Source organism: Glaciihabitans arcticus, from assembly GCF_004310685.1.
Lineage (GTDB): Bacteria > Actinomycetota > Actinomycetes > Actinomycetales > Microbacteriaceae > Conyzicola > Conyzicola arctica.
In genome coordinates this window covers 1,580,961-1,604,164 of sequence record NZ_SISG01000001.1, presented here as the reverse complement: position 1 = coordinate 1,604,164, position 23,204 = coordinate 1,580,961, and the positions used below count along the sequence as shown (strand labels likewise).

Annotated in this window: 24 protein-coding genes; 15 read left to right on the top strand and 9 right to left on the bottom strand. The window is 67.4% G+C overall.

Annotated elements, in window-relative coordinates; translation table 11 throughout:
* Positions 1-11: 11 nt before the first annotated feature.
* Positions 12-1,052: a glycosyltransferase family 2 protein gene (locus tag EYE40_RS07725; protein WP_130981405.1), complete on the top strand. Its 1,041-nt coding sequence runs from the start codon at positions 12-14 to the stop codon at positions 1,050-1,052.
* A 57-nt stretch (positions 1,053-1,109) separates the two neighbouring features.
* On the opposite strand, the gene EYE40_RS15600 is transcribed toward EYE40_RS07725, so the two are convergent.
* Positions 1,110-3,887, bottom strand: coding sequence for a CDP-glycerol glycerophosphotransferase family protein (locus EYE40_RS15600; RefSeq protein WP_240034755.1), 2,778 nt, complete (start codon positions 3,885-3,887; stop codon positions 1,110-1,112).
* An 85-nt stretch (positions 3,888-3,972) separates the two neighbouring features.
* Between EYE40_RS15600 and EYE40_RS07710 the strand changes: the two genes are divergently transcribed.
* Both EYE40_RS07710 and EYE40_RS07705 read left to right on the top strand, forming a co-directional pair.
* Entirely contained in the window at positions 3,973-5,274 is a 1,302-nt protein-coding gene (locus tag EYE40_RS07710; RefSeq protein ID WP_130981404.1) for a CDP-glycerol glycerophosphotransferase family protein, read from the top strand.
* 52 nt (positions 5,275-5,326) lie between these two features.
* On the top strand, positions 5,327-6,283 hold the full coding sequence (locus EYE40_RS07705) for a DNA topoisomerase IB (protein ID WP_130981403.1): 957 nt from the start codon (positions 5,327-5,329) through the stop codon (positions 6,281-6,283).
* Between the two features lie 67 nt (positions 6,284-6,350).
* Here the strand turns inward: EYE40_RS07705 and EYE40_RS07700 are convergent, their stop codons facing one another.
* The 4 genes from EYE40_RS07700 to EYE40_RS07685 all read right to left on the bottom strand — a co-directional run bounded on the left by EYE40_RS07700 (position 6,351) and on the right by EYE40_RS07685 (position 9,508).
* The gene (locus tag EYE40_RS07700; RefSeq protein ID WP_204742226.1) at positions 6,351-7,175 is read right to left on the bottom strand and encodes a hypothetical protein; all 825 of its coding nucleotides are present in this window, start codon (positions 7,173-7,175) and stop codon (positions 6,351-6,353) included.
* Between the two features lie 62 nt (positions 7,176-7,237).
* Entirely contained in the window at positions 7,238-7,978 is a 741-nt protein-coding gene (locus tag EYE40_RS07695) for an ABC transporter ATP-binding protein (protein ID WP_130981402.1), read from the bottom strand.
* Positions 7,978-8,778 carry an ABC transporter permease gene (locus EYE40_RS07690; protein ID WP_130981401.1) on the bottom strand — a complete coding sequence of 267 codons (801 nt, stop codon included), beginning with the start codon at positions 8,776-8,778 and terminating at the stop codon, positions 7,978-7,980. Before EYE40_RS07690 ends, EYE40_RS07695 begins: the two co-directional genes overlap by 1 nt.
* A 37-nt stretch (positions 8,779-8,815) precedes the next feature.
* Positions 8,816-9,508, bottom strand: coding sequence for a phosphocholine cytidylyltransferase family protein (locus tag EYE40_RS07685; protein ID WP_130981400.1), 693 nt, complete (start codon positions 9,506-9,508; stop codon positions 8,816-8,818).
* Positions 9,509-9,750: 242 nt separating this feature from the next.
* On the opposite strand from EYE40_RS07685, the gene EYE40_RS07680 reads away from it, so the two are divergent.
* The 5 genes from EYE40_RS07680 (at position 9,751) to EYE40_RS07660 (ending at position 13,573) form a co-directional block, all read left to right on the top strand.
* Complete coding sequence (locus tag EYE40_RS07680; protein ID WP_130981399.1) at positions 9,751-10,659, top strand: ABC transporter ATP-binding protein; 909 nt, start codon at positions 9,751-9,753, stop codon at positions 10,657-10,659.
* Complete coding sequence (locus EYE40_RS07675; RefSeq protein ID WP_130981398.1) at positions 10,635-12,206, top strand: ABC transporter permease; 1,572 nt, start codon at positions 10,635-10,637, stop codon at positions 12,204-12,206. The genes EYE40_RS07680 and EYE40_RS07675 overlap by 25 nt, the downstream gene beginning before the upstream one ends.
* 22 nt (positions 12,207-12,228) lie before the next feature.
* Positions 12,229-12,489, top strand: coding sequence for a DUF3039 domain-containing protein (locus tag EYE40_RS07670; protein WP_130981397.1), 261 nt, complete (start codon positions 12,229-12,231; stop codon positions 12,487-12,489).
* 124 nt (positions 12,490-12,613) lie between these two features.
* On the top strand, positions 12,614-13,018 hold the full coding sequence (locus EYE40_RS07665; RefSeq protein ID WP_130981396.1) for a hypothetical protein: 405 nt from the start codon (positions 12,614-12,616) through the stop codon (positions 13,016-13,018).
* A 192-nt stretch (positions 13,019-13,210) separates the two neighbouring features.
* The gene (locus tag EYE40_RS07660; RefSeq protein WP_130981395.1) at positions 13,211-13,573 is read left to right on the top strand and encodes a hypothetical protein; all 363 of its coding nucleotides are present in this window, start codon (positions 13,211-13,213) and stop codon (positions 13,571-13,573) included.
* Between the two features lie 36 nt (positions 13,574-13,609).
* On the opposite strand, the gene EYE40_RS07655 is transcribed toward EYE40_RS07660, so the two are convergent.
* Positions 13,610-14,902, bottom strand: coding sequence for a nicotinate phosphoribosyltransferase (locus EYE40_RS07655; protein WP_130981394.1), 1,293 nt, complete (start codon positions 14,900-14,902; stop codon positions 13,610-13,612).
* A 27-nt stretch (positions 14,903-14,929) separates the two neighbouring features.
* On the opposite strand from EYE40_RS07655, the gene murI reads away from it, so the two are divergent.
* The 6 genes from murI (at position 14,930) to EYE40_RS07625 (ending at position 20,123) form a co-directional block, all read left to right on the top strand.
* Positions 14,930-15,769 carry a glutamate racemase gene (gene murI / locus EYE40_RS07650; RefSeq protein ID WP_130981393.1) on the top strand — a complete coding sequence of 280 codons (840 nt, stop codon included), beginning with the start codon at positions 14,930-14,932 and terminating at the stop codon, positions 15,767-15,769.
* Positions 15,766-16,491, top strand: a complete 726-nt coding sequence (rph, locus tag EYE40_RS07645) for a ribonuclease PH (protein WP_130981392.1) — start codon at positions 15,766-15,768, stop codon at positions 16,489-16,491. The genes murI and rph overlap by 4 nt, the downstream gene beginning before the upstream one ends.
* A complete protein-coding gene (gene rdgB / locus EYE40_RS07640; protein WP_130981391.1) occupies positions 16,488-17,069 on the top strand; it encodes an RdgB/HAM1 family non-canonical purine NTP pyrophosphatase in 582 nt (193 codons plus the stop codon). Before rph ends, rdgB begins: the two co-directional genes overlap by 4 nt.
* A gap of 81 nt (positions 17,070-17,150) precedes the next feature.
* The gene (locus EYE40_RS07635) at positions 17,151-18,068 is read left to right on the top strand and encodes a cation diffusion facilitator family transporter (protein ID WP_130981390.1); all 918 of its coding nucleotides are present in this window, start codon (positions 17,151-17,153) and stop codon (positions 18,066-18,068) included.
* Between the two features lie 109 nt (positions 18,069-18,177).
* A complete protein-coding gene (locus tag EYE40_RS07630; RefSeq protein ID WP_130981389.1) occupies positions 18,178-19,428 on the top strand; it encodes an Nramp family divalent metal transporter in 1,251 nt (416 codons plus the stop codon).
* A gap of 2 nt (positions 19,429-19,430) precedes the next feature.
* Entirely contained in the window at positions 19,431-20,123 is a 693-nt protein-coding gene (locus tag EYE40_RS07625) for a metal-dependent transcriptional regulator (protein ID WP_130981388.1), read from the top strand.
* Here the strand turns inward: EYE40_RS07625 and EYE40_RS07620 are convergent.
* Positions 20,120-20,998 carry an alpha/beta fold hydrolase gene (locus EYE40_RS07620; RefSeq protein ID WP_130981387.1) on the bottom strand — a complete coding sequence of 293 codons (879 nt, stop codon included), beginning with the start codon at positions 20,996-20,998 and terminating at the stop codon, positions 20,120-20,122. The genes EYE40_RS07625 and EYE40_RS07620 overlap by 4 nt on opposite strands.
* Positions 20,999-21,139: 141 nt before the next feature.
* Here EYE40_RS07620 and EYE40_RS07615 point away from each other — a divergent pair, with 141 nt between their 5' ends.
* Positions 21,140-21,688 (top strand): hypothetical protein, encoded by a 549-nt coding sequence (locus tag EYE40_RS07615; RefSeq protein WP_130981386.1) that lies wholly within the window; start codon positions 21,140-21,142, stop codon positions 21,686-21,688.
* Here EYE40_RS07615 and EYE40_RS07610 read toward each other — a convergent pair whose 3' ends face one another.
* The gene (locus tag EYE40_RS07610) at positions 21,689-22,291 is read right to left on the bottom strand and encodes a response regulator transcription factor (RefSeq protein WP_130981385.1); all 603 of its coding nucleotides are present in this window, start codon (positions 22,289-22,291) and stop codon (positions 21,689-21,691) included.
* The gene (locus EYE40_RS15810; protein ID WP_420810067.1) at positions 22,288-22,767 is read right to left on the bottom strand and encodes a sensor histidine kinase; all 480 of its coding nucleotides are present in this window, start codon (positions 22,765-22,767) and stop codon (positions 22,288-22,290) included. The genes EYE40_RS07610 and EYE40_RS15810 overlap by 4 nt, the downstream gene beginning before the upstream one ends.
* Positions 22,768-23,204 lie beyond the last annotated feature (437 nt).

Here is a 23,204-nt window from a genome sequence, read left to right as displayed (position 1 = left end):
CCACAGCAACCATGACCGACACCCTGCCCGGAGTGTCCTACGTCATGCCCGTGCTCAACGAGGCCGTCTACATCGAGAACGCCATCCTCACCGTGCTCGGCCAGGACTACGCCGGCGCCAAGGAGCTCATCCTCGCCCTCGGACCGTCGACGGATGGCACCACCGAGATCGTCGAAAAACTCGCGGCCGCGGACCCCCGTATTCTCACCGTGCACAACCCGGAAACGGACATCCCCGTCGGCCTCAACAAGGCCATCGCCGCCAGCAGCCACCGCATCATCGTTCGCGTCGATGCCCACTCCGAGCTCGAGCCCGGCTACACCACCCGCGCCATCGAAACCCTCGAGCGCACCGGGGCCGCCAACGTCGGCGGCATCATGCGCGCCCGCGGCCAGACCCCCTTCCAGCAGGCGGCCGCCCGCGGCTACAACAGCAAGTTCGGCCTCGGCGGCGGGCGCTATCACGGTGGAGCCAGTGAAGGTCCGGCCGAGTCCGCGTACCTCGGCGTCTTCCGTCGCGACGTACTCGAAGAGGTCGGCGGATTCGATGAGACGCTGCGCCGCGGCGAGGACTGGGAACTGAACCTCCGCATCCGCGCGGCCGGCCACGTCGTCTGGTTCGATCCCGAGCTCGCCGTCACCTACTGGCCCCGCGAGAGCCTCACCAAACTCGCGCGTCAGTTCGCCGCCACCGGAACCTGGCGTGGGGAGCTCGTGCGCCGCTACGGCGGCCGCAACCCGTGGCGCTTCTTCGTTCCACCGCTGCTGGTGATCGCACTCGCGATCGGCGTCATCGTATTCATGCTGCAGGTGACCGGAGTGCTGCACGGGGTGGCGAGCGCCGTGGCATCCCTCGTCTATCTCGCACCCATCACCTACGTGCTGCTCGTGCTGTGGCTCGCATTCGTCGCCGATCGTGGCTCGACATGGCGCGACAAATGGTTCTTCACGCTCGTATTGCCGACCATGCACCTGTGCTGGGGATCCGGATTCATCGTCGGGGTCGTTCGCGGCGCGCGCGACACCATCGACACGTCACGCACAGAGATCTAGCGGCCGTCTGGTCTCGGTTCCGTTCGACCTGGTCTCGGCTTCGCTCGACCACCGGGCTTAGGAGGGCAGGATGCCTTCGGCCTCGAGCCGGCGCACCACGCGGTTGGCCGACTCGCCGTCATCGCGCGGATTGAAACGCTCCAGCCAGGCCGCGTAGCGTCCCGCGTACTGCTCCTGCACAGCGTCACTGTCACGCACGAGTTGCACAAGCGTGTCGGGGTCCTGCACGACCGGCCCGAGGGCCACCTCGTCGAGGTCGAAGTAGAAGCCGCGCAGCTGCTCGCGGTAGTGCTCGAGGTCGGGCGCGAAGAAGTACACCGGCTTGCCGGTGACGCTGAAGTCGAACATCACCGACGAGTAGTCGGTGATGAGGGCGTCGGCGACGAGGAAGAGATCCGACACATCCGGGTAGCCGGTCACGTCGAGCACATTGCTCGCGCGCACGTCGCGCCCGGGTCGCAGCGTGCGCGAATGCCCGCGGATCAGCGTCAGGTAGCCGGGTCCGAGCGCGTCCGTGAAGGCCGCGACGTCGAGGTGGTCGATGTGCTCCGGCCGGTCGTCGCGCCAGGTCGGCGCGTACAGCAGCACGGTGACGTCGTTCGGGATGCCCAGCCTCGCCCGAACCGCGGCGGCATCGCCGCCCTGCAGCACGTCATCCCGGGGGTAGCCCTCCTGCCAGATCCGGCCGGTGAAGGCATACGCGCGACGCAGGATCGAGGCGCTGTGCGGATTCTGCGCGAGCAGGATGTTCCAACGAGCGCCTTCGAGAACCGTCGCGATGGCGGTGCGCAGTCCCACGTTCGGGCGGCTGAGCGCGATCTTCTTGAGCGGAGTGCCGTGCCAGGTCTGCAGCACCCGCTGGTGTTCGCGCTTGCGGTAGCGCTTGCGCAGCCAGTCGTTGACGACGAGCAGTCGGGCACTGGCACGCACCCGCCACCACTCCTCACTGCCCTCGATGATGCGCGTCGCGCCTTCCGGCACCTCCACGGAGGCGTCGACCGTGCTCCAGTAGCGGGCGGTCTGCGGACGCAGCTCCGCGATGGCGCGGTCGATGCCACGGGGGTTGCACGACGCGTTCTGACCGTAAAAGCTCTCGAAGAAGACGGCGTCGAGGGGCGTGGGCTTCGCGCTCCGGTAGACGGCCTCGAGGGCCGCCTGCCGCGCGGGCCCGAGCTCGTTGTCGGTGAGCGGTGGAGCGAGGGTGATCGCGAGACGGGCGGGCGCTGCATCCGCTGCACCGATGGAGATGCGGAACAGCTCGTCGAGAAGCTGCGGCTCGGGGAGCTCGGCGGGGATGCCCGTGGAGACGATGGCGGCATCGGCAGTGGCGAGGTCGAGAACGTACTGGCCGGAGGGGAGGGGGAGGAGAGGACCGTGCCAGCGGGAGACCAGCAGCGGGAAGGTGACGCTCCAGCGCTCCGGGGTGAGCTCGATTTCCCCGGGAACCTCGAAGCGTGGGCCGCGCAGGGTGGCCGCAACCGGCTCGCCCGTCGACCGCAGTCCGGTGACCGTGACAATGGGCTCAGTCGTCGTCGTGAGCGTCACCGAGTCGATGATCGCGTCGGGCAGCGTCGCGCCGACGGGAAGCGTGGAGGTCATGGGTTGTTCTTTCAGCCGGGTGGTGATCTCTGCATACACTCTCGCAGTATTCTGCCCGTCTCGGAACGCGAAGTGGCGTGCGGCGAGCTCGCGGCTGTGGGCGGCGAGCAATTCCCAGCCTTCTGGCGTTGCATCCGCTGCCTCGAGCAGGTCGAGAAGCCCGGTCCAGGATGACGCCTCCGTGCCGCCGCTGAACGCCGCATAGGGCTCGTACAGCCCGCGACTCTTCTCGTAGTCGGCAAGGTCGGGGGAGAGGAAGGCGATCGGTCGCCCGGTGAGGGAGAAGTCGAACGCGATCGACGAATAGTCGGTGAGCAGCACATCGACGGCGCCCAGCACCGGTGTCACGTCGCTCTGCGCCCTGGCGAGCAGTAGGTGGATGCCCCGTGCCCCCGTCGCCGCGGCATAATCGCCCACCCCGAGCGGGTGCGGTCGCACCACGAGCAGCGATTCGGTGGCAGCCAACCAGCTCGCGATTCGCTCCCACTCCGAGGCGGAAGGGATGCCTGGGTCCGCCGCACCGTCCCGCCACGTGGGCGCGTACATCACGATGCGCCGGCCACCGTCGGCGATGCCGAGGGCCGAGAACAGGCGGGAGCGCGCTTCGCCAGCACTCTCGAGCGCGAGCACGTCGTCGCGTGGGTCGCCCGTGACTACTACGCGGTTCGCCGGCAGCCCGAACGCCGTGCGCAGGCGGGCGGCAGCGAGCTCGGATGCGGCAGGCATCAGCGCGATGGTGGAGGCGGCGAGGCGGTACATGCGCCCGAGGATGCGGCTGAGCAGCCCCGTGCTGCTGCTCGTGGTCACGGGGGAGTCGAGATTGATGAGCTTGAGCGGTATACCGTGCCACAACTGCACGACGAACGCACCGCGGGTTGCGTAGCGGTTGGCGTCGCCGAGACCGTGGGTGACGACAAGAACGCGAGCGCGCAGGGTGGCCCAGAAGCCGCGCCACGACAGCTTGAGCACGGCGGGTACGCCGAGGGCTGCGGCGGCCGCGAGATCACGCTCGTCACGGGCCAGCCAGAGGTAGCTGCGCGAAGGATCCTGCTCCCGCGCGAACCGCAGCAGGGGGAGGGCGCCCTCGCCGATACCGGAGCCGCAGCCGAACACCCACAAGTCCTGTCGGCGCGGCACGACCAGGCTTGCGAGCACACCCGCCGCATAGACCGGGAGCGCCAGGATCTTCGCGGTGTTCGCGCGGGAGAACGCGTTCGGGGCGGTGGATCGTGGCACGACTCAGGGTAACAGCCGGTATCGGGTGGGTAACGGTGTGGGGGCCGGTTGCGGGCGCCGCGGTATCGACTGGTTTAATCGCAGGGTGCCTCTTCTGAACGATATAAAGTCCGCCCGGCGGGTGCTGCGAAACATCTTCCGGTCTCGCCGCAATCGTCGCGCCGTACAGGAGAAGCTCGCCGTCCTGACGCCGCCCGCACCCGGCACCATCAAGATCGCCGTCTACTTCGCGGACACCCGGGTGAACATGTACCAGATCCGACAGTGGTACGCGCCGCTCGCCGAACTGTCGAAGCGCTGGCCGGTCGCGATCATCGGGCGCTCGCCGGGCACCACCCTCGACCTGTGGGACGAGGCCCCCGTGCCGACCGTCTATCTGCGCAAAGTCGTGGACCTTGAGAACTTCGTGCAGCAGCACGACATCCAGATTGTCTTCTACGTGAACCAGAACTCCAAGAACTTCCAGATGTTCCGGTACGGGCGCATGTGGCACGTTTTCATCAACCACGGTGAGAGCGACAAGATGTACATGACCACGAACCAGTTCAAGGCCTACGACTACAGCCTGATCGCCGGCCAGGCTGCGCACGATCGCCTGACCCGCAAACTGTGGGACTTCGATGCGACGCGCAAGACCATCCAGATCGGCCGACCGCAGGCCGACCACTTCGCGGGCGAACTGCCGTACACGCCCGATGAGCGAACGGTTGTGCTCTACGCACCGACCTGGGAAGGTGACCGCGAAGCGGCGTCCTACGGATCAATCGCCTCGCACGGCGTCACACTCGTCGACTCGCTGCTCGCGAGCGGCGCACACCGCGTCATCTACCGGCCGCACCCGCGCAGTGGTGTGATCGACGCCGACTACCGCGCCGCCAACGAGCGCATCATCGCAGCCATCGCCGCCGCGAACGCCGCCGACCGCACGGCGCAGCACGTGTTCGATGACGGCCCCGACCTCGGCTGGCAGCTTGCTGCGGCGGATGTCGCGATCACCGACGTCTCCGCGATGGTCTACGACCGGCTGGCCGTGGGTAAGCCGCTTCTGGTCGCGCGACCGCAGTCCGACCTCGCCGACGTGGACGAATCGGGCTACCTGGGCGCCTGCGAGTGGCTGCTCGCCTCTGACGCGGGGGACATCATCTCGATCGTTGATCGCGTGCAGCACAGCGATGAGGCGAAGGCGTCCCTCGAGTACTGGGTGACCCGGCACTTCGGCGACACCACACCGGGCGCTGCGACGGCGCGGTTCCATGCTGCCGTCGAGCAGCTCGCGGCCGAATGGGAGCGCAACGAGGTCATCCACTCCGGCGACCGCAGGCAGAGTGAATCCGACCCGTTCGGCAACGACGAGGACGAAGACCAGATGCCGGCGGACAACGACTGAGAGTTCGCATAATGGCCTGACGGCGGCAGTGGCCTCCGCGTACCGTCGAACCATGCCTCGACTCCGCCGCAGCAACCTCACCAAGCCGGGCTTCACCAGGCAGAAGAAGGGCACGGGCTTCTCGTATTCCGGCCCCGGTCTACTCGAGACCGATCGCAGCCGCATCGAGGACCTCGCCATCCCGCCCGCGTGGAGCGACGTCTGGATCGCCCCGCACCCGAACAGCCACATCCAGGCGACGGGCGTAGACGTCGCCGGGCGCCGCCAGTACATCTACCACTCGCAGTGGCGCGAGACGAAGGACAAGGCCAAGTTCGATCGCGCCCTCGACCTCGCCGCGGCCCTGCCCGGCGCGCGCCGGCGGGTCACCGTCGACCTGCGCAGCAACGGCGCCACCGAGGAGCGTGCGCTCGGCGCAGCCTTCCGCATGCTGGACACCGGCGCCCTGCGCATCGGATCCGAGCGCTACGCCGAGACGAACGGCAGCCACGGACTCTCGACCCTGCTCTGCGCTCACGCGCGTGTATCCGGCGGCGATACCGTTGAGCTGAGTTTCCCCGCCAAGAGCGGGCACGCGTGGAGCTCCGAGATCAAGGATGAGGACCTCGCCGCGTTCATCATGACCCTCAAGCGCCGCGGACCCAACGCCCGGCTGCTCGCCTGGAAGAGCGACGGTGAGTGGCATCCTCTCGCCGCAGAGGAGATCAACGACTACGTCCGCGAGGTCACCGGCGGGCAGTTCACCGCCAAGGACTTCCGCACCCTGCGGGGCACGATCGCGGCGGCCGAGAGCCTCGCCGGCCACGGCCCGGAGCGCACCCGCACGGGCCGCCAGCGCGCCCTCGCCCAGGCCATGCGCGACGCTGCGGACGCCCTCGGCAACACCCCCGCTATCGCGAAGAAAAGCTACGTCGATCCGCGCATCGTCAAACTTTATCGACGCGGGATAACGCTCGACTCCGGCTCAGGCAGCGCGGATGCCGCGCTGCGCAGGCTCCTCGTCGGCTGACGCAGCGCGCACTCGCGGATTTCGGACCAACTCGCGGGGCGAAGGCGGCGAGTTTGTGCGAAAACCGTTAGGGCGCTGAGGTGATGTCGGCGTCGGGGCCTTCTGACGTGGGCGCCGCCGCCTCGATCGCGCGCATCTCGCGACGCGCCTTCACGCGGGCCCGCATCGGGAGCCTGGGCTCGCGCACGCGAATCGCGAGGATCTCGGGAAACTCGAGCCCGGGCGCGCGGAACGCCTCGCGCGACGCCCGAATGATCTGCCGGCCGAGGATGTGGTTGCCCGTTCCGCCGACGACGGCTCCGATACCGAATGGGATGGCGCGACCGATGATGTTCGTGCTCTGCGTCGCGGCGAACCGCTTCATAAACGACTTCTTGATCTGGTCGGCGATCCTGCCCATCGCGGCCTTCGGCAGGTTCTTGGCGAGCATCTCGCCCCAGAACACGTCGCGCCCGGCCCCGCCCGATGCCTGGCCGGCGAGCTGCTTGACGAGATCCGTGCCGGCCGATCCGAGAATGAGGGTCATAACGAGCGCCCGCGCGCGATCGGGGTCGTCGACGGCGATGCCGTGCACCTCGGTCACCGACTGCGCGAACAGCGCGCTCGCCTCGAGGAACCCGCCGGTCTCGACGGCTGACAGCGCGAGAGACGCGCCCACACCGACGGCCGGGATGACCGCACTCGCGCCCACGAGCGCACCGCCCGTGGTGACTGCTGCGAGGTAGCGTCGCTCGAGGATGACGATCACCTCCTGCGGTGTCGCATTCGGCTTGCTCGCGCGAATCGCGCGAAGGTGGGCGAGCACAACCGGACGCTGCACGGTGAGCACCCGATCGATGCCGCCCACGACAAAACGGTTCGTGCCCGTGACGGGTGTGGGTGTGTTGCTCATGCTGCCTCCGACCGGATGGGGGCCTCAATCATATTCAACGGCGGAAGGCCGAAGCTGGGCACTCAGGCGACTCCATAGTCCGCGTTGTACTGCTTCAGCACGTCGTTGATGGGGCCGTCGATGACGAGCTTGCCCTTGTCGAGGTAGAGGCCACGCGTGCAGAACCGGCGCAGGTCCTTCTCATTGTGGGAGACGAAGAACAGGGTGCGACCCCCGGCCAGAAGCTCCTCGATGCGTCGGTAGCACTTGTCGCGGAAACCCTTGTCGCCGACCGCGAGAACTTCGTCGACGAGGATGATCGGCTCTTCCAGTCGGGAGATCACGGCGAACGCGATGCGCACCTTCATGCCACTCGAGAGGTGCTTGTAGGGGGTGTCGAGGAAGTCGCCGATCTCCGCGAACTCGATGATCTCGTCGAAGCTTGCCGCGATCTCGGACTTCTTCATTCCGTGCAGGCCGGCCGTGAGGTAGACGTTATCCCGAACCGTCAGGTCGTCGACGAAGCCTCCGGTGATTTCGATGAGGGGAGCAACGCCCTCATGCACCTTCACCTTGCCCTCGTCGGGGAGGATCACCTCGGCGACCAGCTTGAGCAGTGTGGACTTGCCCTGGCCATTGCGACCGACCACGCCGATCGCCTCGCCCTGTTGCACGGTGAAGCTGACTCCCCGCAGTGCCCAGAACTCGCCGGGCAGCGTGCGGCGCTTGCGGCCGGCGAAGAGATCCTTGAAGTTGCGACGCGAGCGGCGGTTGCGGCGGAAGCGGATACCCGCGTCGGTGACGGTGATGACCGGGGCGTCCACTAGATCTCCTTCAGCACTGCGCGCTCGCTGCGGTTGAAGACGAAGACGCCGACCGCGAGGATCAGCAGGCTCATCACCGCGGACACGAGGATCGTGAACAGGTCGAGCTGCTCGGGGAAGAACGCGCCGCGGTAGAGCGAGAAGATGCCGCTCAGCGGGTTGAAGGCCGCGAGCACGTGCAGCTCGGCGGGCAGGTCGGTCACGCCATAGATGATGGGGGAGGCGTAGAACAGGAAGCGCAGGGCGAGCTTGATGGCCCGCTCGAGGTCGCGGAAGAACACGACCAACGGGGCGACGATGAGCCCGACTCCGATGGTCAGGATCGCCTGGATGACGATGCCGATCACGAAGTAGACGGCCTCCCAGTGCAGTACAGCGTGCGAGAAGATCGCGAAGACGGCGAGAACAGGAAGGCTCGCGATGAACTCGGTGCCCTTGGAGAGCACGAGGCTCGACACCCAGATGGTGCGCGGGATCTTGGTCGAGCGGATCAGCTTGGCTCCACGCAGGAACGCTCGCGTGGAGTCGGACACCGCGCCGTTGAACCACATCCACGGCAAAAGGCCCGACAGCAGGAACACGATGTACGGCGAGGCGCCGATATCGTCGCGCTGGAACACGACGACGAAGATGAAGTAGTAGATGCCGCTCATCACGAGCGGATCGAGGATCGACCAGAAGTAACCGAGCGCAGACGTCGAGTAGCGGACCTTGAGATCGCGGCTCGTCAGCAGGAACAGCGTGTGACGGTAACGCGCGAACGGAGACCAGGCTGCGCGCTCGGGTACTGCTTCGCTCACGGGTGTCCTCTGTGAGGCAGACTCCCGCTCAGTCGGTTCAGACGAAAAGGTTCGCCCGCTCCAGGTCTTCCGCGAAGTCGATCTCCACAGCGTAGAGATCCGAGATGTCTACCGGCTCAATGTGCAGCTTGTCCTGCTCAATGGCCAACTCTATTCCACGTTCGAAGTAGTCCTGGTCGCCCACGCGCTTGAGCTGGCGGAGGAGGACTGCCTTGTCGTCACGCGAGATGAAGTTGATGCCGACGGCCTCGCCGAGGCCGCCCTTGACCTGCTTGGAGAGTTCTTTGATGTAACCCTCGGCGTCCACGGTGTACTTGACCTCTTCGTCGGAGACCTTCGCGGTGTTGACCGAGACGAAGGACTGGTCGCGGGCGACGAGCTTGGCTGCGCGCTCCAGGGCCTCGGGGTCGAAGACGACGTCTCCGTTCATCCAGAGCACACCGCCGGGAGCGGATGCCTGCAGGGCACGCATGAGGCTCTTCGAGGTGTTGGTCTGGTCGTACTGCTCGTTGTAGACGAACGACGCCTGCGGGAACGCCTCGATGATGTGCTCGAGCTTGTAGCCGACAACGACGGTGACCTGCGCGTTCTTGCCGAAGGCGTGGTGGATGTTGTCGAACTGCTGCTGCATGATGGTGCGGCCGTCAGCGAGCTCGGTGAGAGGCTTGGGAAGCGAGCGGCCCAGACGACTGCCCATACCGGCGGCCAGAATGACGATCTGCGTAGTCACGATGTGTCTCCTCAACTGTGAATCTATGCGTATATCGGCCCATTGGCGATTACGCCTCGTCTCAGTTGACGGCTACTCGGTGGAGTTTGCCTGCTGTTCATCTGGACGAGAAATGCTGGACACCTCGTTGTGCTTGATTAACCTTACGGACGAATGCTGCTATTTCCATGGAAACCTCGCGGATGTTGCAGTTTCGTGATGCAAGCTCCGAAGCGGGTCCCGCGCATTGGTACGGTTGACCAGTGGATTCCGAACCCGTAGTGCCTGAGGCAACGTCAAAGTCCAGTGCCGCAGCCAAGACAGTACGTAAGCCTCGCACTCCCCGCGCGACAGTTGCCGTTCGCAAGCCCGTCGCCACGCCCGTCGCTCCCGTCGTCGAGGCCGCGCCGCGCGAGGTCGTGCTCAAGCTTTCCGGCCTGGTCAAGCGCTTCGACGACAAGACCGCGGTGGCCGGAATCGACCTCGAGATCGCCACCGGTTCCTTCTTCGGCATCGTCGGTCCGAATGGCGCCGGCAAGACCACGACCCTCTCCATGATCACCGGTTTGCTGCGCCCCGACGCGGGAACCGTCACCGTGCACGGCGCAGACGTATGGAGCGACCCCGTCGTCGCTAAGCGCAAGATGGGCGTGCTGCCCGACCGCCTTCGGATGTTCGACCGCCTCACCGGTGCCCAGCTGCTCTACTACTCCGGCATCCTGCGCGGACTCGACAAGACGACCGTGCGCATCCGCACCGCGGACCTCGCGAGCGCCTTCGGCCTCGAGGACTCCCTCGACCGCCTGGTCACCGACTACTCCGCAGGAATGACCAAGAAACTCGCCCTCGCGGCCGCCATGATCCATTCGCCTCGGGTGCTGGTTCTGGATGAGCCCTTCGAATCCGTGGACCCGGTATCGGCGGCGAACGTGATCGACATCCTCCGTAAGTACGTCGCCGCGGGCGGAACCATCATCATCTCGAGCCACACCATGAACCTGATCGAGCGCGTGTGCGACTCGGTTGCGGTCATCGTCAACGGTGCAGTGCTCGCGTCCGGGCCGATGGCCGAGGTGTGTGATGGCAAGACCCTCGAGGAGAAGTTCGTCGAACTCGCCGGTGGACGCAAGGCAGCGGAGGGCATGGAGTGGTTGCACACGTTCTCCGACTGAAGCTCACGCTCCTCGGCAACTCGTTCCGCCGCAGCCCCTGGCAGATAGCCGGGCTCGTGCTCGGCATCTTCTACGGACTCAGCACGGCGATCTTCGTTATTGCCGGCCTCGTAGCGCTGCGCTTCTTCGACGTCGAGATCGCGCGCAACGCGGCGGTGGTGCTCGGGGCGGCCGTCACGATCGTATTCACGGTGCTGCCGCTCACGCTCGGCATCGATGACACCCTCGACCCGCGCAAGTTCGGGCTGTTCGGCATCCGCACCACCCGGCTGTCGTTTGTGCTCGCGGTCGGTGCCCTTGTCTCCGTGCCCGCCGTGGTCGTCACCGCTATCGCGCTCGGCCAGCTCGTCACCTGGAGCCGTGACGGCCTCGCCGAATTCCTCGCGATCCTCGGCATGGTGCTGATCATCGTCACCTGCATCCTTTCGGCGCGCATCTCGACCTCGCTCGCCGCCTTCCTGCTCGCCACTCGCCGAGCCCGCGACATCTCCGCGATTTTCGCCATCATCGCGCTGATCGTGCTGTCGCCGATCGTCGTTGCGCTCGCCAGAGTCGACTGGCAGAACCGCGGCCTCGAGGTGCTCGGCGATATCGCCGACGTCGTGGGCTGGACGCCGCTCGCCGCAGCCTGGGCCGCCCCAGCAGATGCCGCCGTCGGCGATCCCGGCGCCGCCTTCGCCAAGCTCGCCATCGCCATCGCCTGGGTGCTGGTGCTCGTCGTCATCTGGCGCCTGCTCGTCGGTCTGATGCTGGTGACCCCCGAACGCCAGCCGCACGCCCGCACCTACGTCGGGCTCGGCTGGTTCGACTGGTTCGCCCGCACGCCCACGGGAGCGATCGCCGCGCGCAGCATCACGTACTGGTTCAGGGACGCGCGGTACGGGACATCCCTCGCCATCATTCCGCTGATCCCGGTGTTCATGGTCGTCGCGCTCGCCGTTGCCGGCATCGACCTGCACGTGCTGGCACTGCTGCCGCTGCCGGTCATGTGCCTGTTCCTGTCCTGGTCGATTCACAACGACGTCGCGTTCGACAACACGGCGATCTGGCTGCACATGTCGACCAGTACCCTGGGCCGCGCCGACCGGTGGGGTCGCCTGATCCCCGTGCTCGTCGTCGGGTTGCCGCTCATCGCGATCGGCTCGGTCGTGAGCATCTCCCTGAACGGTGACTGGTCGCTGCTGCCCTCGCTCGTCGGCGTGAGCGTGAGCGTGCTGCTCTGCGGTCTCGGCCTCTCGAGCATCATGTCGGCGCGCTTCCCGTACGCCGCGGTACGCCCCGGTGACAGCCCGTTTTCGCAGCCGCAGGGCGGGGCGTCCTCGGCCGGCTCGATCCAGGCCCTGTCGCTCCTGGCCATCATCGCTCTCAGCGCGCCGGCCCTCACCGCCGCGGTACTCGGCTTCTTCTACGGTTCGGGATGGCACTACCTCGCGCTCGGCATCGGTGTCGGCATGGGGCTGCTCGTGCTCGTCGGCGGCGCAACGATCGGCGCGCGCCTGTACGATCGCCGCACCTCGGAACTGCTCGTTTCCGCGACACGCAACTAGCCTCCCGGCGTACAGTTGACGCATGGCTGACACCGAAATCACAGGCGGCGGAACCGACACCCTCGACCGTGAACTCGAGGAACTGCTCAATCAGGAGCAGGTCGAGGAGGGCGACCACGAGCGCTTCTCCCACTACGCCCCCAAGAACAAGATCATGGAGTCCGCGTTGAGCGGCAAGCCGATCCGCGCCCTCTGCGGCAAGCTCTGGGTGCCCGGTCGCGACCCCGAGAAGTTCCCCATCTGCCCGACCTGCAAAGAGGTCTACGAGAAGATGAAGCCGTAGCTTTCCCAACTTCCGGCCCCATTGCGGCAATCGGGGATTGTGCGGCGTTGAACTCCCCATGTGCCGCAATACCAGGCTGTGGATGAGGTCGGCGCGGTGACTCCCGCTCGTTGAAGAATGCGGGATGTCCCGCCGCGAGCCTCTCCCGCCCCACTTGTCCGGGGTGCCGTTCGCCGTGAGCACGGCGATCGAGCTCGGGCTGTCCCGTGACAGCCTGCGCCGGTCGGACCTGGTGAGTCCGTTCCACGGCGTTCGTGCTCCGCTCGAGCCGATGAGCACAAGCGAGCAACTGTGTCGGGCCTACGCGAGCCGGATGCACCCGAACAATGCGTTCAGCCACTGGACGGCCGGCGAGCTGTGGGGTGCCCCGTTCCCGGTGGGGGCGGTGCGCGGCGGCATCCACGTCATCGCGAGGAAGCCGAGGCGTGCGCCTGAGGGGGTCGGCGTCATCGGGCACCGTGCTGACCTGGCCGACGATGATGTTGTGCTTCTACGAGGCCTGCCCGTGTGCTCGGCGGCCGTGACCTAGTGTCAGCTGGCTGAAGTGTTGAGCGTTCCCGACCTCGTCGCGGCAGGGGATTGGCTGGTGACGGGAAATCCTTACAGCCGTGTCCTGCCCGCGACCTCGATCGATGAGCTGAGGGCGGAATGTCTGCGGCGTGCGGGCGGCAGGGGACATCCCGTTCGCATGCAAGCGCTCTCGCTGGTTCGAGTGGGGCCCTTGTCGAGGCCGGAGTCGCTCAGTCGGCTGCTGTTCGATCGCGCGGGCCTTCCGGAGGCGCTCATCAACACGCCGGTGTATGACGACCGTGGCGCATTCCTCGCCATGCCCGACGAGAGCTGGCCGGAGTTCCGCGTCGCGTACGAGTACGAGGGCGACTACCACCGCGAGGTGGGACAGTTCCGGCGGGATCTCGGCCGGGTGGAGCGCCTCATCGACCACGACTGGGCGGTTACCAAGGCGAGTGCAGACGACCTCTACGGCGCGCCGATCGCACTGGTGCAGCGAGTGGCGCGCCGATTAACCCGCGCGGGATGGACCGGCCGCCCCATATTGCGGCAATTGGGGAATTTTCGGCGCTGAACTCCCGAATTGCCGCAATTCGAGGGGTGGAAACCGCTACAGGTACACCGTCGGGATGGCGGGCTCGCCGCGGGAGAGGCGCAGGGCGTCTACAGGGAGCTCGGCCACAGCCGCAGCGCGGTGCTCGCGGGCGGCCGCGACCCCGGCGGCGCCCAGCCAGCGATCGTCGGCGACCCCGGCGGTGATGAGGGGGACGTGCAGCTCGCGCTCGTCATCCCGAACCTGCCGCTCGTCTTCGACGTAGATCGTCTCGGCGACGGCGACTCCGTTCGACAGGCTGCGCACGGCGCGCTTGCGTCCGCCGACGGTGGCCTTCGCGGCCGACTTCTTGGCGACCGAGACCCACTCGCCCGTGTCGTCGCGGTGGGCGACAAGTTTGTAGACCATGCCTGCTGCGGGATGCCCCGAGCCCGTGACCACGGAGGTGCCGACCCCGAACGAGTCGACCGGCGCGGCGCGAAGTCCCGCGATCGTGTACTCGTCGAGGTCGTTCGTCACCGTGATGCGAGTGTTGACCGCCCCAAGCGAGTCGAGCTGTTCGCGCACTGCGGCCACCTGGGCGGGCAGGTCACCCGAGTCGATGCGCACGGCGCCGAGGCCGGTGCCGGCCACCCTGACCGCGAGCTCGACTGCTGCGGTCACGTCGTAAGTGTCGACGAGCAGCGTGGTGCCGGGGCCGAGGGCGGCGACCTGCGCCTCGAACGCCTCCTCCTCGCTATCGTGCAGCAGGGTGAACGAGTGCGCTGCCGTGCCCATGGTCGGGATTCCCCAGCTGCGCCCCGCCTCGAGGTTGCTGGTCGCGCCGAAGCCGGCGATGTAGGCGGCGCGGGCGGCGGCGACGCCGGAGCGCTCGCCGGTGCGGCGCGATCCCATCTCTGACAGCGGGCGACCGTCGGCAGCGGCAACCATTCGGGCCGCGGCGCTCGCGATGGCGCTGTCGTAGTTCAGCACACTGAGGGCGAGAGTCTCGAGGATGACGGCTTCCGCGAAGGTGCCGTCGATCACGAGAAGCGGCGAGCCGGGGAAGTACACGTCACCCTCCCGGTACCCCGAGATGTTGCCCCGGAATCGGTAGTCGGCGAGCCAGTCGAGCGCCTCCGGCGTGACCACGGAGTTCTCGCGCAGCCAGGACAGCTCGGCGTCCTCGAAGCGGAACTCGGCGATCAGGTCGAGCAGGCGCCCGGTTCCGCCGACGATCCCATAGCGGCGCCCCTCTGGCAGGCGGCGGGCGAACACCTCGAAGATGCACTCCCGGTCGTGCCTCCCGCTGCGCAGTGCTGCGTCGAGCATGGTGAGTTCGTAGCGGTCGGTCAGCAGCGCGGTGCTCATAAGGCGACACTACTAAACTCGACTCTTGTGACTGACGCGCCGATTGGAGTCTTCGACTCGGGGGTCGGTGGACTCACCGTCGCCCGGGCGATCATCGACCAGCTTCCCGGGGAGTCGATCACCTACGTCGGCGACACCGCCCACTCGCCCTACGGCCCCAAGCCGATCGCCGAGGTGCGCCGCTACGCGCTCGACGTGATGGACGACCTCGTCGCCGAGGGTGTCAAACTGCTGGTCATCGCGTGCAACACGGCCAGTGCCGCCATGCTTCGGGATGCCCGCGAACGCTTCACCGACGGCTACGGCATCCCCGTGGTCGAGGTGATCCAGCCCGCAGTCCGAGCTGCCGTACGCCAGACGCGCAACAACCGCATCGGCGTGATCGGAACGGCCGGAACGGTGAACTCCCTGGCCTATGAGGATGCGTTCGCCGCGGCATCCGACCTGCAGATCTTCACGGCAGCGTGCCCGCGATTCGTCGAGTTCGTCGAGTCGGGGGTCACGAGCGGGGCGGAGCTGTTCGCCGTCGCCGAGGAGTACCTCGAGCCGCTCAAGCGAGCCGACATCGACACCCTCGTGCTCGGCTGCACGCACTACCCGCTGCTGGCCGGAGCCATCCAGTACGTCATGGGGGAGTCGGTGACGCTCGTCTCGAGTGCTGAAGAGACCGCCTACGACGTGTACCGCATGCTCGTGAAGCACGGCCTCGAGCGCACCGTTCACGCCCCGCCGAAATACACCTTCGAGGCGACAGGGGACTCGACCGCCGAGTTCATGCGTCTCGCCGCCCGCTTCCTCGGACCCGAGGTCACGACGGTCGACCTCGTCGAGACCGGAACCATCACCCAGATTAAGGACATGCCATGACACGCCACGACGGCCGCGAGAACAACGACCTGCGCGAGATCACGATCGAGCGCGGCTGGAGCAAGCAGGCCGAGGGTTCGGCGCTGATCTCCTTCGGCAACACGAAGGTGCTGTGCACCGCCTCGTTCACGAACGGTGTTCCGCGCTGGCTCAAGGGCAAGGGCACCGGCTGGGTGACCGCCGAGTACTCGATGCTGCCGCGCTCCACCAATGACCGCATGGATCGCGAATCGGTAAAAGGCAGGATCGGCGGACGCACGCACGAGATCTCGCGCCTCATCGGCCGCTCGCTCCGGGCGGTCGTCGACATGAAGGCCCTCGGCGAGAACACCCTCGTCATCGACTGCGACGTGCTGCAGGCCGACGGCGGAACCCGCACCGCGGCCATCACCGGCGCCTACGTGGCCATGGCCGATGCACTCGAGTGGGGTCGTGACAAGGGCTTCATCGGCAAGAACGCCAAGCCGCTCATCGACTCGGTCGCTGCCGTCTCCGTCGGGATCATCGACGGTGTGCCGATGCTCGACCTCGCCTACGTCGAGGACGTGCGCGCCGAGACCGACATGAACGTCGTCGTCACCGGCCGTGGCCTGTTCGTCGAGGTGCAGGGTACCGCCGAGGGTGCGCCGTTCGACCGCAACGAGTTGAACGCACTCCTCGACCTCGCCCTCGGTGGCGGAGCCGACCTGACCGCGCTGCAGGTTGCTACGCTCGCGTCATGATCCAGGTCGTTCTCGCTACCCACAACGCGCACAAGGTCGAGGAGCTGCGCCGCATCCTGGGCGACGCCCTCACCGGTATCGAGCTGATCGGCTACGACGGACCCGAGCCCGTCGAGGACGGCGACACCTTCGAGGCGAACGCACTCATCAAGGCGCGCGCCGCGGCCCTGCACACGGGGTTGCCGGCACTCGCCGATGATTCCGGCATCTCGGTTGCCGCGTTGGGCGGGGCGCCGGGCATCCACTCGGCCAGATATGCGGGCAACCGCGACGACACCGAGAACCTCGAGCTGCTGCTGGCCAATCTGGCAGAACAGGATGACCGTGCCGCAACCTTCGACTGCGCGGCCGCGTTCGTCGACGGCGAGTACGAGCACGTCGAGCGGGGCATCTGGCCGGGAACGGTTCTCCGCGAGGCAACGGGCGCCGGGGGATTCGGGTACGACCCGATCTTCAAGCCCGACGGGCTGTCGGTGAGCTCTGCTGAGCTGCGCGCCGATGAGAAGAACGCGATCAGCCACCGCGCTCGCGCGTTCGGGCAGATCATGCCGGTTGTGCGGAAGCGCCTGCTCGGCTGATCCTTCCGGGCTGATAACGGCACTCATTCCTATCAGTGGGATTCGCTGGGTTTGGCTGCTCACGACGCCTACCCTTGGAGGGTGACCTCCCACTCGCACAACCACTCGCACGGGGTGACCAATCGCACCCGCCTGCTGGTCGCGATCGGCATCATCGGGGTGTTCCTGGTGGTCGAGGTCGTCGGTGCCCTTGTCTCGGGCTCGCTCGCGCTACTGGCGGATGCCGGGCACATGCTCTCCGACCTGCTCGGCCTCCTGATCGCGCTCGTTGCTCTCGGCATCGCCTCGCGTCCGGCGACCGACCGGCAGACCTTCGGCTACCAGCGCGCGGAGGTACTCGGCGCGCTCGTCAACGGCCTGCTCATCGGCGGCATCGCGGTGTTTGTCGCCGTCGAGGGTGTCAGCCGCCTCATCGATCCCGGGGAGGCAACGGTGCTCGGCCTGCCGATGCTCCTGGTCGCGCTCGCGGGGTTGATAGCGAACCTGGCCGCGCTGCTCGTGCTGCGCGGGGCGTCGAAGGAGTCGATCGGCATGCGCGGGGCGTACCTCGAGGTGCTGGGCGACCTGTTCGGGTCGGTGGCCGCCATCGTCGCGGCAGCCGTCATTTTGCTGACCGGGTTCACGCAGGCGGATGCCATCGCCTCCCTCGTCATCGCGGCGCTCATCGTGCCGCGCGCCTTCATCCTGCTTCGGGATGTCGTTCGGGTGCTCACCGAATCCGCCCCCACGGGCACCAACGTCGAGGAGATCCGCCAGCACATCCTCGGCGCGAATGGCGTCGTCGACGTGCACGACGTCCACGTCTGGGCGATCACCTCGGGCAACCCGGTATTCACGGCGCACGTCGTCGTCACGCCCTCCCTCTTCGCGAGCGGCGGCACGGGTGCCCTGCTGGATGAGCTGAGCGGCTGCCTGGCCGCGCACTTCGACGTGGAGCACTCAACCTTTCAACTGGAGCCTGCGGAGCACGCGGCGCACGAGGACCAGTTCCACCGCTGATCTTCGCGCTTTGAGCAGGCCGAGACGGAGGAGCAGTCGTACCGAAACCGGATTTCGATACGGCCGCGGGCGGCCTCTGCAATAAGCAGGCGCGCGGTAGGATTTCGGTGTGCCGAAACCTTCTACGCGAGCAAGCGAAAACCGAGCGCCCGACAAGCGCCCGATCCTGCTGCTACTCGGCCCGGCGTTCGTTGCGGCGATCGCCTACGTGGATCCGGGCAATGTCGCCGCGAACCTCACTGCGGGAGCCCGTTACGGCTACCTGCTGCTCTGGGTGCTGATCCTCGCGAACCTGATCGCCGTGCTCGTGCAATACCAGTCCGCGAAGCTCGGCATCGTGACCGGTCGCAGCCTGCCCGAACTGCTGGGTGAGCGGCTGCGCACCGGACCCCGCCGCGTCTACTGGCTGCAGGCCGAGCTGGTGGCCGCCGCAACCGACATCGCCGAGGTGATCGGCGGCGCGATCGCCCTGCACCTGCTGTTCGGTGTTCCCCTGTTGGTCGGCGGCGTAGTCGTCGGTGTTGCCTCGATGCTCCTGCTGTTGCTCCAGTCGCACCGCAGCCAGCGGTCCTTCGAGCTGGTGATCGTGGTGCTGCTCGGCGTGATCGTGGTCGGCTTCGTCTCCGGCCTGTTCGTGAGCCAGGTTGATCCGATCGCGCTCGTCAGCGGCATCGTGCCGCGCTTCGAGGGCACCGACTCCGTGCTGCTCGCCACCAGCATGCTCGGCGCCACGGTGATGCCGCACGTGATCTACCTGCACTCGGCGCTCGCGCGCGACCGTCACGGCGTGACGAAAGAACCGGGTCGCATCCGCGAGCTGCTGCGGGCCACCCGCTGGGACGTCGGCTTCGCCCTCCTCGTTGCGGGCGGCATCAACATCTCCATGTTGCTCCTCGCCGCCGCGAGCCTGCAGGGCGTGACCGACACCGACACGATCGAGGGCGCGCACGCCGCCATCGTGAACGCGCTCGGCCCGACCATCGGGGTGATCTTCGCGATCGGCCTTCTCGCGTCGGGCCTGGCGTCGACGAGCGTCGGCACCTACGCGGGCTCGGCGATCATGGGCGGCCTGCTCAAGGTCCGCATCCCGCTGCTGGTGCGGCGAGTGGTGACCCTCATCCCGGCCCTGGTGGTTCTCGGCATAGGCTTCGACCCGACGCAGGCGCTCGTGTTGAGCCAGGTGGTGCTGAGTTTCGGGATTCCGTTCGCACTCGTACCCCTCGTGCGGCTCGCGAGTTCGCGGGACCTGATGGGCGAGTTCGCGAACCCGGCCTGGCTGCGGATCGCGGGCTGGACATCCACCATCGCCATCATCGCGATCAACGTGCTGCTCATCGTGCTCGTTATCGTGGGAGTGTGACCATGCCCACCAGTTACCCCACCGCCGTCGAGGACTACGTCAAGGTCATCTACTCGCACACCGAGTGGCAGGACCAGCCGATCACGACCTCGGTTCTCGCGGCGAGATTGGGGCTGGCAGCGTCATCCGTCACCGAAATGGTGAAGAAGCTCGCCGTTCAGGGCCTCGTCGAGCACGTGCCCTACGGCGCCGTGACCCTGACGCCGGATGGCACGGCTCTCGCCCTGCGCATGCTCCGTCGGCACCGGCTCATCGAGACGTGGCTTGTGCAGCACTTCGGCTACAGCTGGGATGAGGTGCACGACGAGGCGGAGATCCTCGAGCACGCGCTGAGCGACAGGCTGCTCGACGCGATCGACGAGGAGCTGGGGTGCCCCGTGCGGGATCCGCACGGCGACCCGATCCCGGGTCGCGACGGCACGATCTCGAGGCCCGAGGCCGCGCTGCTGGGTGCGGCGAGCGAGGGTTCCACTGTCACAGTGGCGCGGATCAGCGACCGCGACCCCATGCTCCTGCGCCACCTCGAGGCCGAGGGCATCACCGTGGACACCGCGCTCGTGGTGGTCGGCCGACAGCCGTTCGGCGGCGGGTTCATCGTGCGACTGCCCACGGGCGAGGAGCGCGACCTGGGGGAGCAGGCGCTCGAGTCGATCTGGGCGACGCGCCAGTCCAGCCAAACGCGCGAAATTAGCTAAACGCGATCGAGCAGGCTGACGATCTCGTCGACGACGAGCTGAGGCTCGGTGAACATCACGAGGTGGCCGGACTGCTGCGCCTCGGTGAACTCGGCACCGAGTGCCACAGCCGTCTCGCGGTGTGCCGCGGTGAGAGACGCGCGCAGTCCGCCGTCGCCGCGGGTGGGCGCGGTGCCCGAGATGACCGTCACGGGGGTGCCGTGCAGGTCGAGCGGTGCGTCGCGCAGGCCGGCGAGGTCGATGAGCAGGTCGCGCAGCTCGGCGGAGGTTGTGGACGCGGCGCGCGCGGTGAAATCTTCGGCAAGGTGGTCGGCCGCAACGTCGGCGGGCTGCACACGCCCCGACCGGCCGCCGATCAGTTTGTAGAGCTTCAGCCGGGCGAGGGTCTGCACCATCGGCCCGCTTGCCGCGAAACGCTTCGCGGTCGAGTTTTCAAAGTAGAGGGCGCAGTTCTCGTCCGTCTGGTCGACGAGAACGATGCCTGCGATCCGCTCGGGATGCGCCGCCGCCACCGCGCGCACGATCGGCCCGCCCCAACTGTGACCGACGAGCAGGAACGGCCCCTCGCCGAGGGAGCTGAGCAGGTGACCGAGGTCGTCGGCCAGGCGCTCCAACGTGCGCGGCTCCTCGTCGTCATCGCTACGCCCGAGGCCCGCGCGGTCGTAGACGATGGTGCGAGTGCAGTCGCCGATGACGGGCGCGACCAGTCCCCAGGTCGAGCGGGAGAAACCCATCCCGGACTCGAACACGACCGTCACGTCGCCGACACCGCGCTCCATGTAGTGGAGGCGTCGACCACCCTCGAGCACCACGAACGCGCTGGTGCCGAAGGAGTGGTGCGCGCCATCGGAGGAGGTCTTCGAGCGCGTGGTCATTCGCAAAGCCTAGGGCCCGCAGGTGAACAGCACCCCACATTCTGGGGCTCGGACGCCACGGTGCCACGGTGTTAGCCTGAGCCGCTGCAGCGCTGGCGAGGTTCGCCGCGCGGGGGATGCAGAACACATTCGGGGGCTGGAATGATCACCACACACTCGCGAGCGCTTGTTGCGCTCGGCGCTGCCGCGCTGATGCTCACGCTGTCGGCCTGCGCCGAAGAGGTGCCCGTGAACGACGCCGGTGCAGGCACGGCGGAGTCGATCGTTGTGGAGGGCGTCACGCTCGCCGAGACCAAATCACCCGCGCAGCTGCTGCGCAACACCGTCGCTGACAACATCCCGCAGGACATGGTCGAATCGATCGGTGCGACGGTCGACAAGTCGCGCGGCTGCGGTTACAACGACTCGGTGCGCCAGTGGCTGTCGTCCGTGACGATGAGCGTGCAGCAGGATGCGCTGATCGCGAGTGACACCCTCGTCAAGGAGCTCGGCAAGCAGGGTTGGACCGCGAAGAAGCTCGAGTCGAGCTCATCGCTGGGGGAGTGGACGCTCAAGGCCGACATGGTCTCATCCGCCCTCAAGATCACCACCACGAGCGAGCACGACATCGAGATCGCCGTCGCGGGACCGTGTGTGAAGACCGCCGGACCCGAGTCCGACGAGGTCAAGGCGCTCGAGGGACGCGACTAGCTACAGCCAACCGCGCTCGCGGGCGGCCCGCGCCGCCTCGTGCCGGGCGGAGGTACCCGTCTTCTGCATCGCCGAGGACAGGTAGTTGCGTACCGTGCCCGCGGCGAGGTGCAGTGCGAGGCTCATCTCGCGCACCGACAGTCCTTCGGCGGTGAGGCGCAGCACGTCGAGCTCGCGTTCGGAGAGCGGGCAGTCGTCGATCATGGCGGCCGTGGAGATCTCGGAGTCGATGTAGCGCGCCCCGCCGTTGACGTCGGTCACGATCTGCGCGAGACGTTCGGGCTCGATCGACTTGCTCACAAAACCGCGCACGCCCGCGCGCAGGGCACGCTTGAGCACGCCCGGTCGGGCGTGCCGCGTGAGCAGGATGATGGCCTGCTCTGGCCGGGTGGCCAGGATCGCTGCTGCCGTGTCGATGCCGTCCAGGCCGGGCATCTCGAGGTCGAGCAGCACAACGTCCGGGTCGTGCAGCCCGGCGAGCTGCACGGCGTCCGTGCCGTTGTCCGCCTGCGCGATCACCTCGAGGTCGTCTTCGAGGTCGAGCAGCGCGGCCAGAGCCATGCGCAGGAGGTTCTCGTCGTCGGCGACGAGGAGCCGGATCATCCCGACACCGTCGCCGTGGTGGTGAAGCTGCCGTTCGCGCTCGACGTGCGCAGGGTGCCACCCGCCGCCTCGAAACGCTCGCCCAGGCGAGCCAGCCCGCTCAGTGAGCGAGAGGATGCGGGACTCCCGTCGTTCACGACGCGCACGCTGTCCGCGCCGAGGTTCACCGAAACGGCCGTCGCCTGGGCGTGACGCAGGATATTGGTGGTCGCCTCGCGCACCACGAGCCCGAACAACTCGTCGTGGGCGCCGCGGGGCAGTTCGCCCTGCACCGTGTAGGCGATGCCCGCCGCCGTGAACAGCTGCTCGGCGTTGGCCAGTTCGCTCGCGAGTGCCACGTGCCTCTCCCCGAAGGCGAGACTGCGCGTGTTGGCGACCGTCTCGGCGATCAGCTGCTGGGCTTCGCGCAGGTGCTCGCGCGCCGCGGCCGGGTCGCGGTCGATCAGCCGGTCGGCGAGCTGTGTCTTCAGCTTGATGACGTGCAGGGTGTGGCCCTGGATGTCGTGCAGGTCGGCTGCGAACCGGTAACGCTCCTGTGCGACGGCGAGCTCCGCGCTCACCTGCCGCGCGGCGTCGATCTCGAGGTACAGGTTGAAGGCCCAGCGGTTGAGCAGGAACAGGAACATCGTGCCGAGCCAGCCGAAGAAGCCGCTGACCAGGTACGGAGAGACGGCGTCGAAGCTCGTGAATAGGCCGATGATCGCTACGGGCAGCAGCATCACGGCGAGGGCCGCGGGTGCGAGCCACTTCCAGCGCCTCTGGGGCGCCTGCGAGACAAGCAGGGAGAGGGCGATGCCGAGCCACACGCTCGTTGCCGGGTACTCGCCGATCATGATCACGAAGACCCACACGGCGCCGGTCACGACGGGCACAACGATCGCGAGCCAGAGCGGCGGGCGACGTTCCCAGTGGA

What these genes read in the sequence shown, in the direction of transcription:
- EYE40_RS07725 (WP_130981405.1), top strand. Translation starts at nt 12, where the DNA reads ATGACCGACACCCTGCCCGGAGTGTCCTACGTCATGCCCGTGCTCAAC.
- EYE40_RS07705 (WP_130981403.1), top strand. Translation starts at nt 5,327, where the DNA reads ATGCCTCGACTCCGCCGCAGCAACCTCACCAAGCCGGGCTTCACCAGG.
- EYE40_RS07700 (WP_204742226.1), bottom strand. Translation starts at nt 7,175, where the DNA reads ATGAGCAACACACCCACACCCGTCACGGGCACGAACCGTTTTGTCGTG.
- EYE40_RS07670 (WP_130981397.1), top strand. Translation starts at nt 12,229, where the DNA reads ATGGCTGACACCGAAATCACAGGCGGCGGAACCGACACCCTCGACCGT.
- EYE40_RS07665 (WP_130981396.1), top strand. Translation starts at nt 12,614, where the DNA reads ATGTCCCGCCGCGAGCCTCTCCCGCCCCACTTGTCCGGGGTGCCGTTC.
- EYE40_RS07655 (WP_130981394.1), bottom strand. Translation starts at nt 14,902, where the DNA reads ATGAGCACCGCGCTGCTGACCGACCGCTACGAACTCACCATGCTCGAC.
- rph (WP_130981392.1), top strand. Translation starts at nt 15,766, where the DNA reads ATGACACGCCACGACGGCCGCGAGAACAACGACCTGCGCGAGATCACG.
- rdgB (WP_130981391.1), top strand. Translation starts at nt 16,488, where the DNA reads ATGATCCAGGTCGTTCTCGCTACCCACAACGCGCACAAGGTCGAGGAG.
- EYE40_RS07625 (WP_130981388.1), top strand. Translation starts at nt 19,431, where the DNA reads ATGCCCACCAGTTACCCCACCGCCGTCGAGGACTACGTCAAGGTCATC.
- EYE40_RS07620 (WP_130981387.1), bottom strand. Translation starts at nt 20,998, where the DNA reads ATGACCACGCGCTCGAAGACCTCCTCCGATGGCGCGCACCACTCCTTC.
- EYE40_RS07615 (WP_130981386.1), top strand. Translation starts at nt 21,140, where the DNA reads ATGATCACCACACACTCGCGAGCGCTTGTTGCGCTCGGCGCTGCCGCG.
- EYE40_RS07610 (WP_130981385.1), bottom strand. Translation starts at nt 22,291, where the DNA reads ATGATCCGGCTCCTCGTCGCCGACGACGAGAACCTCCTGCGCATGGCT.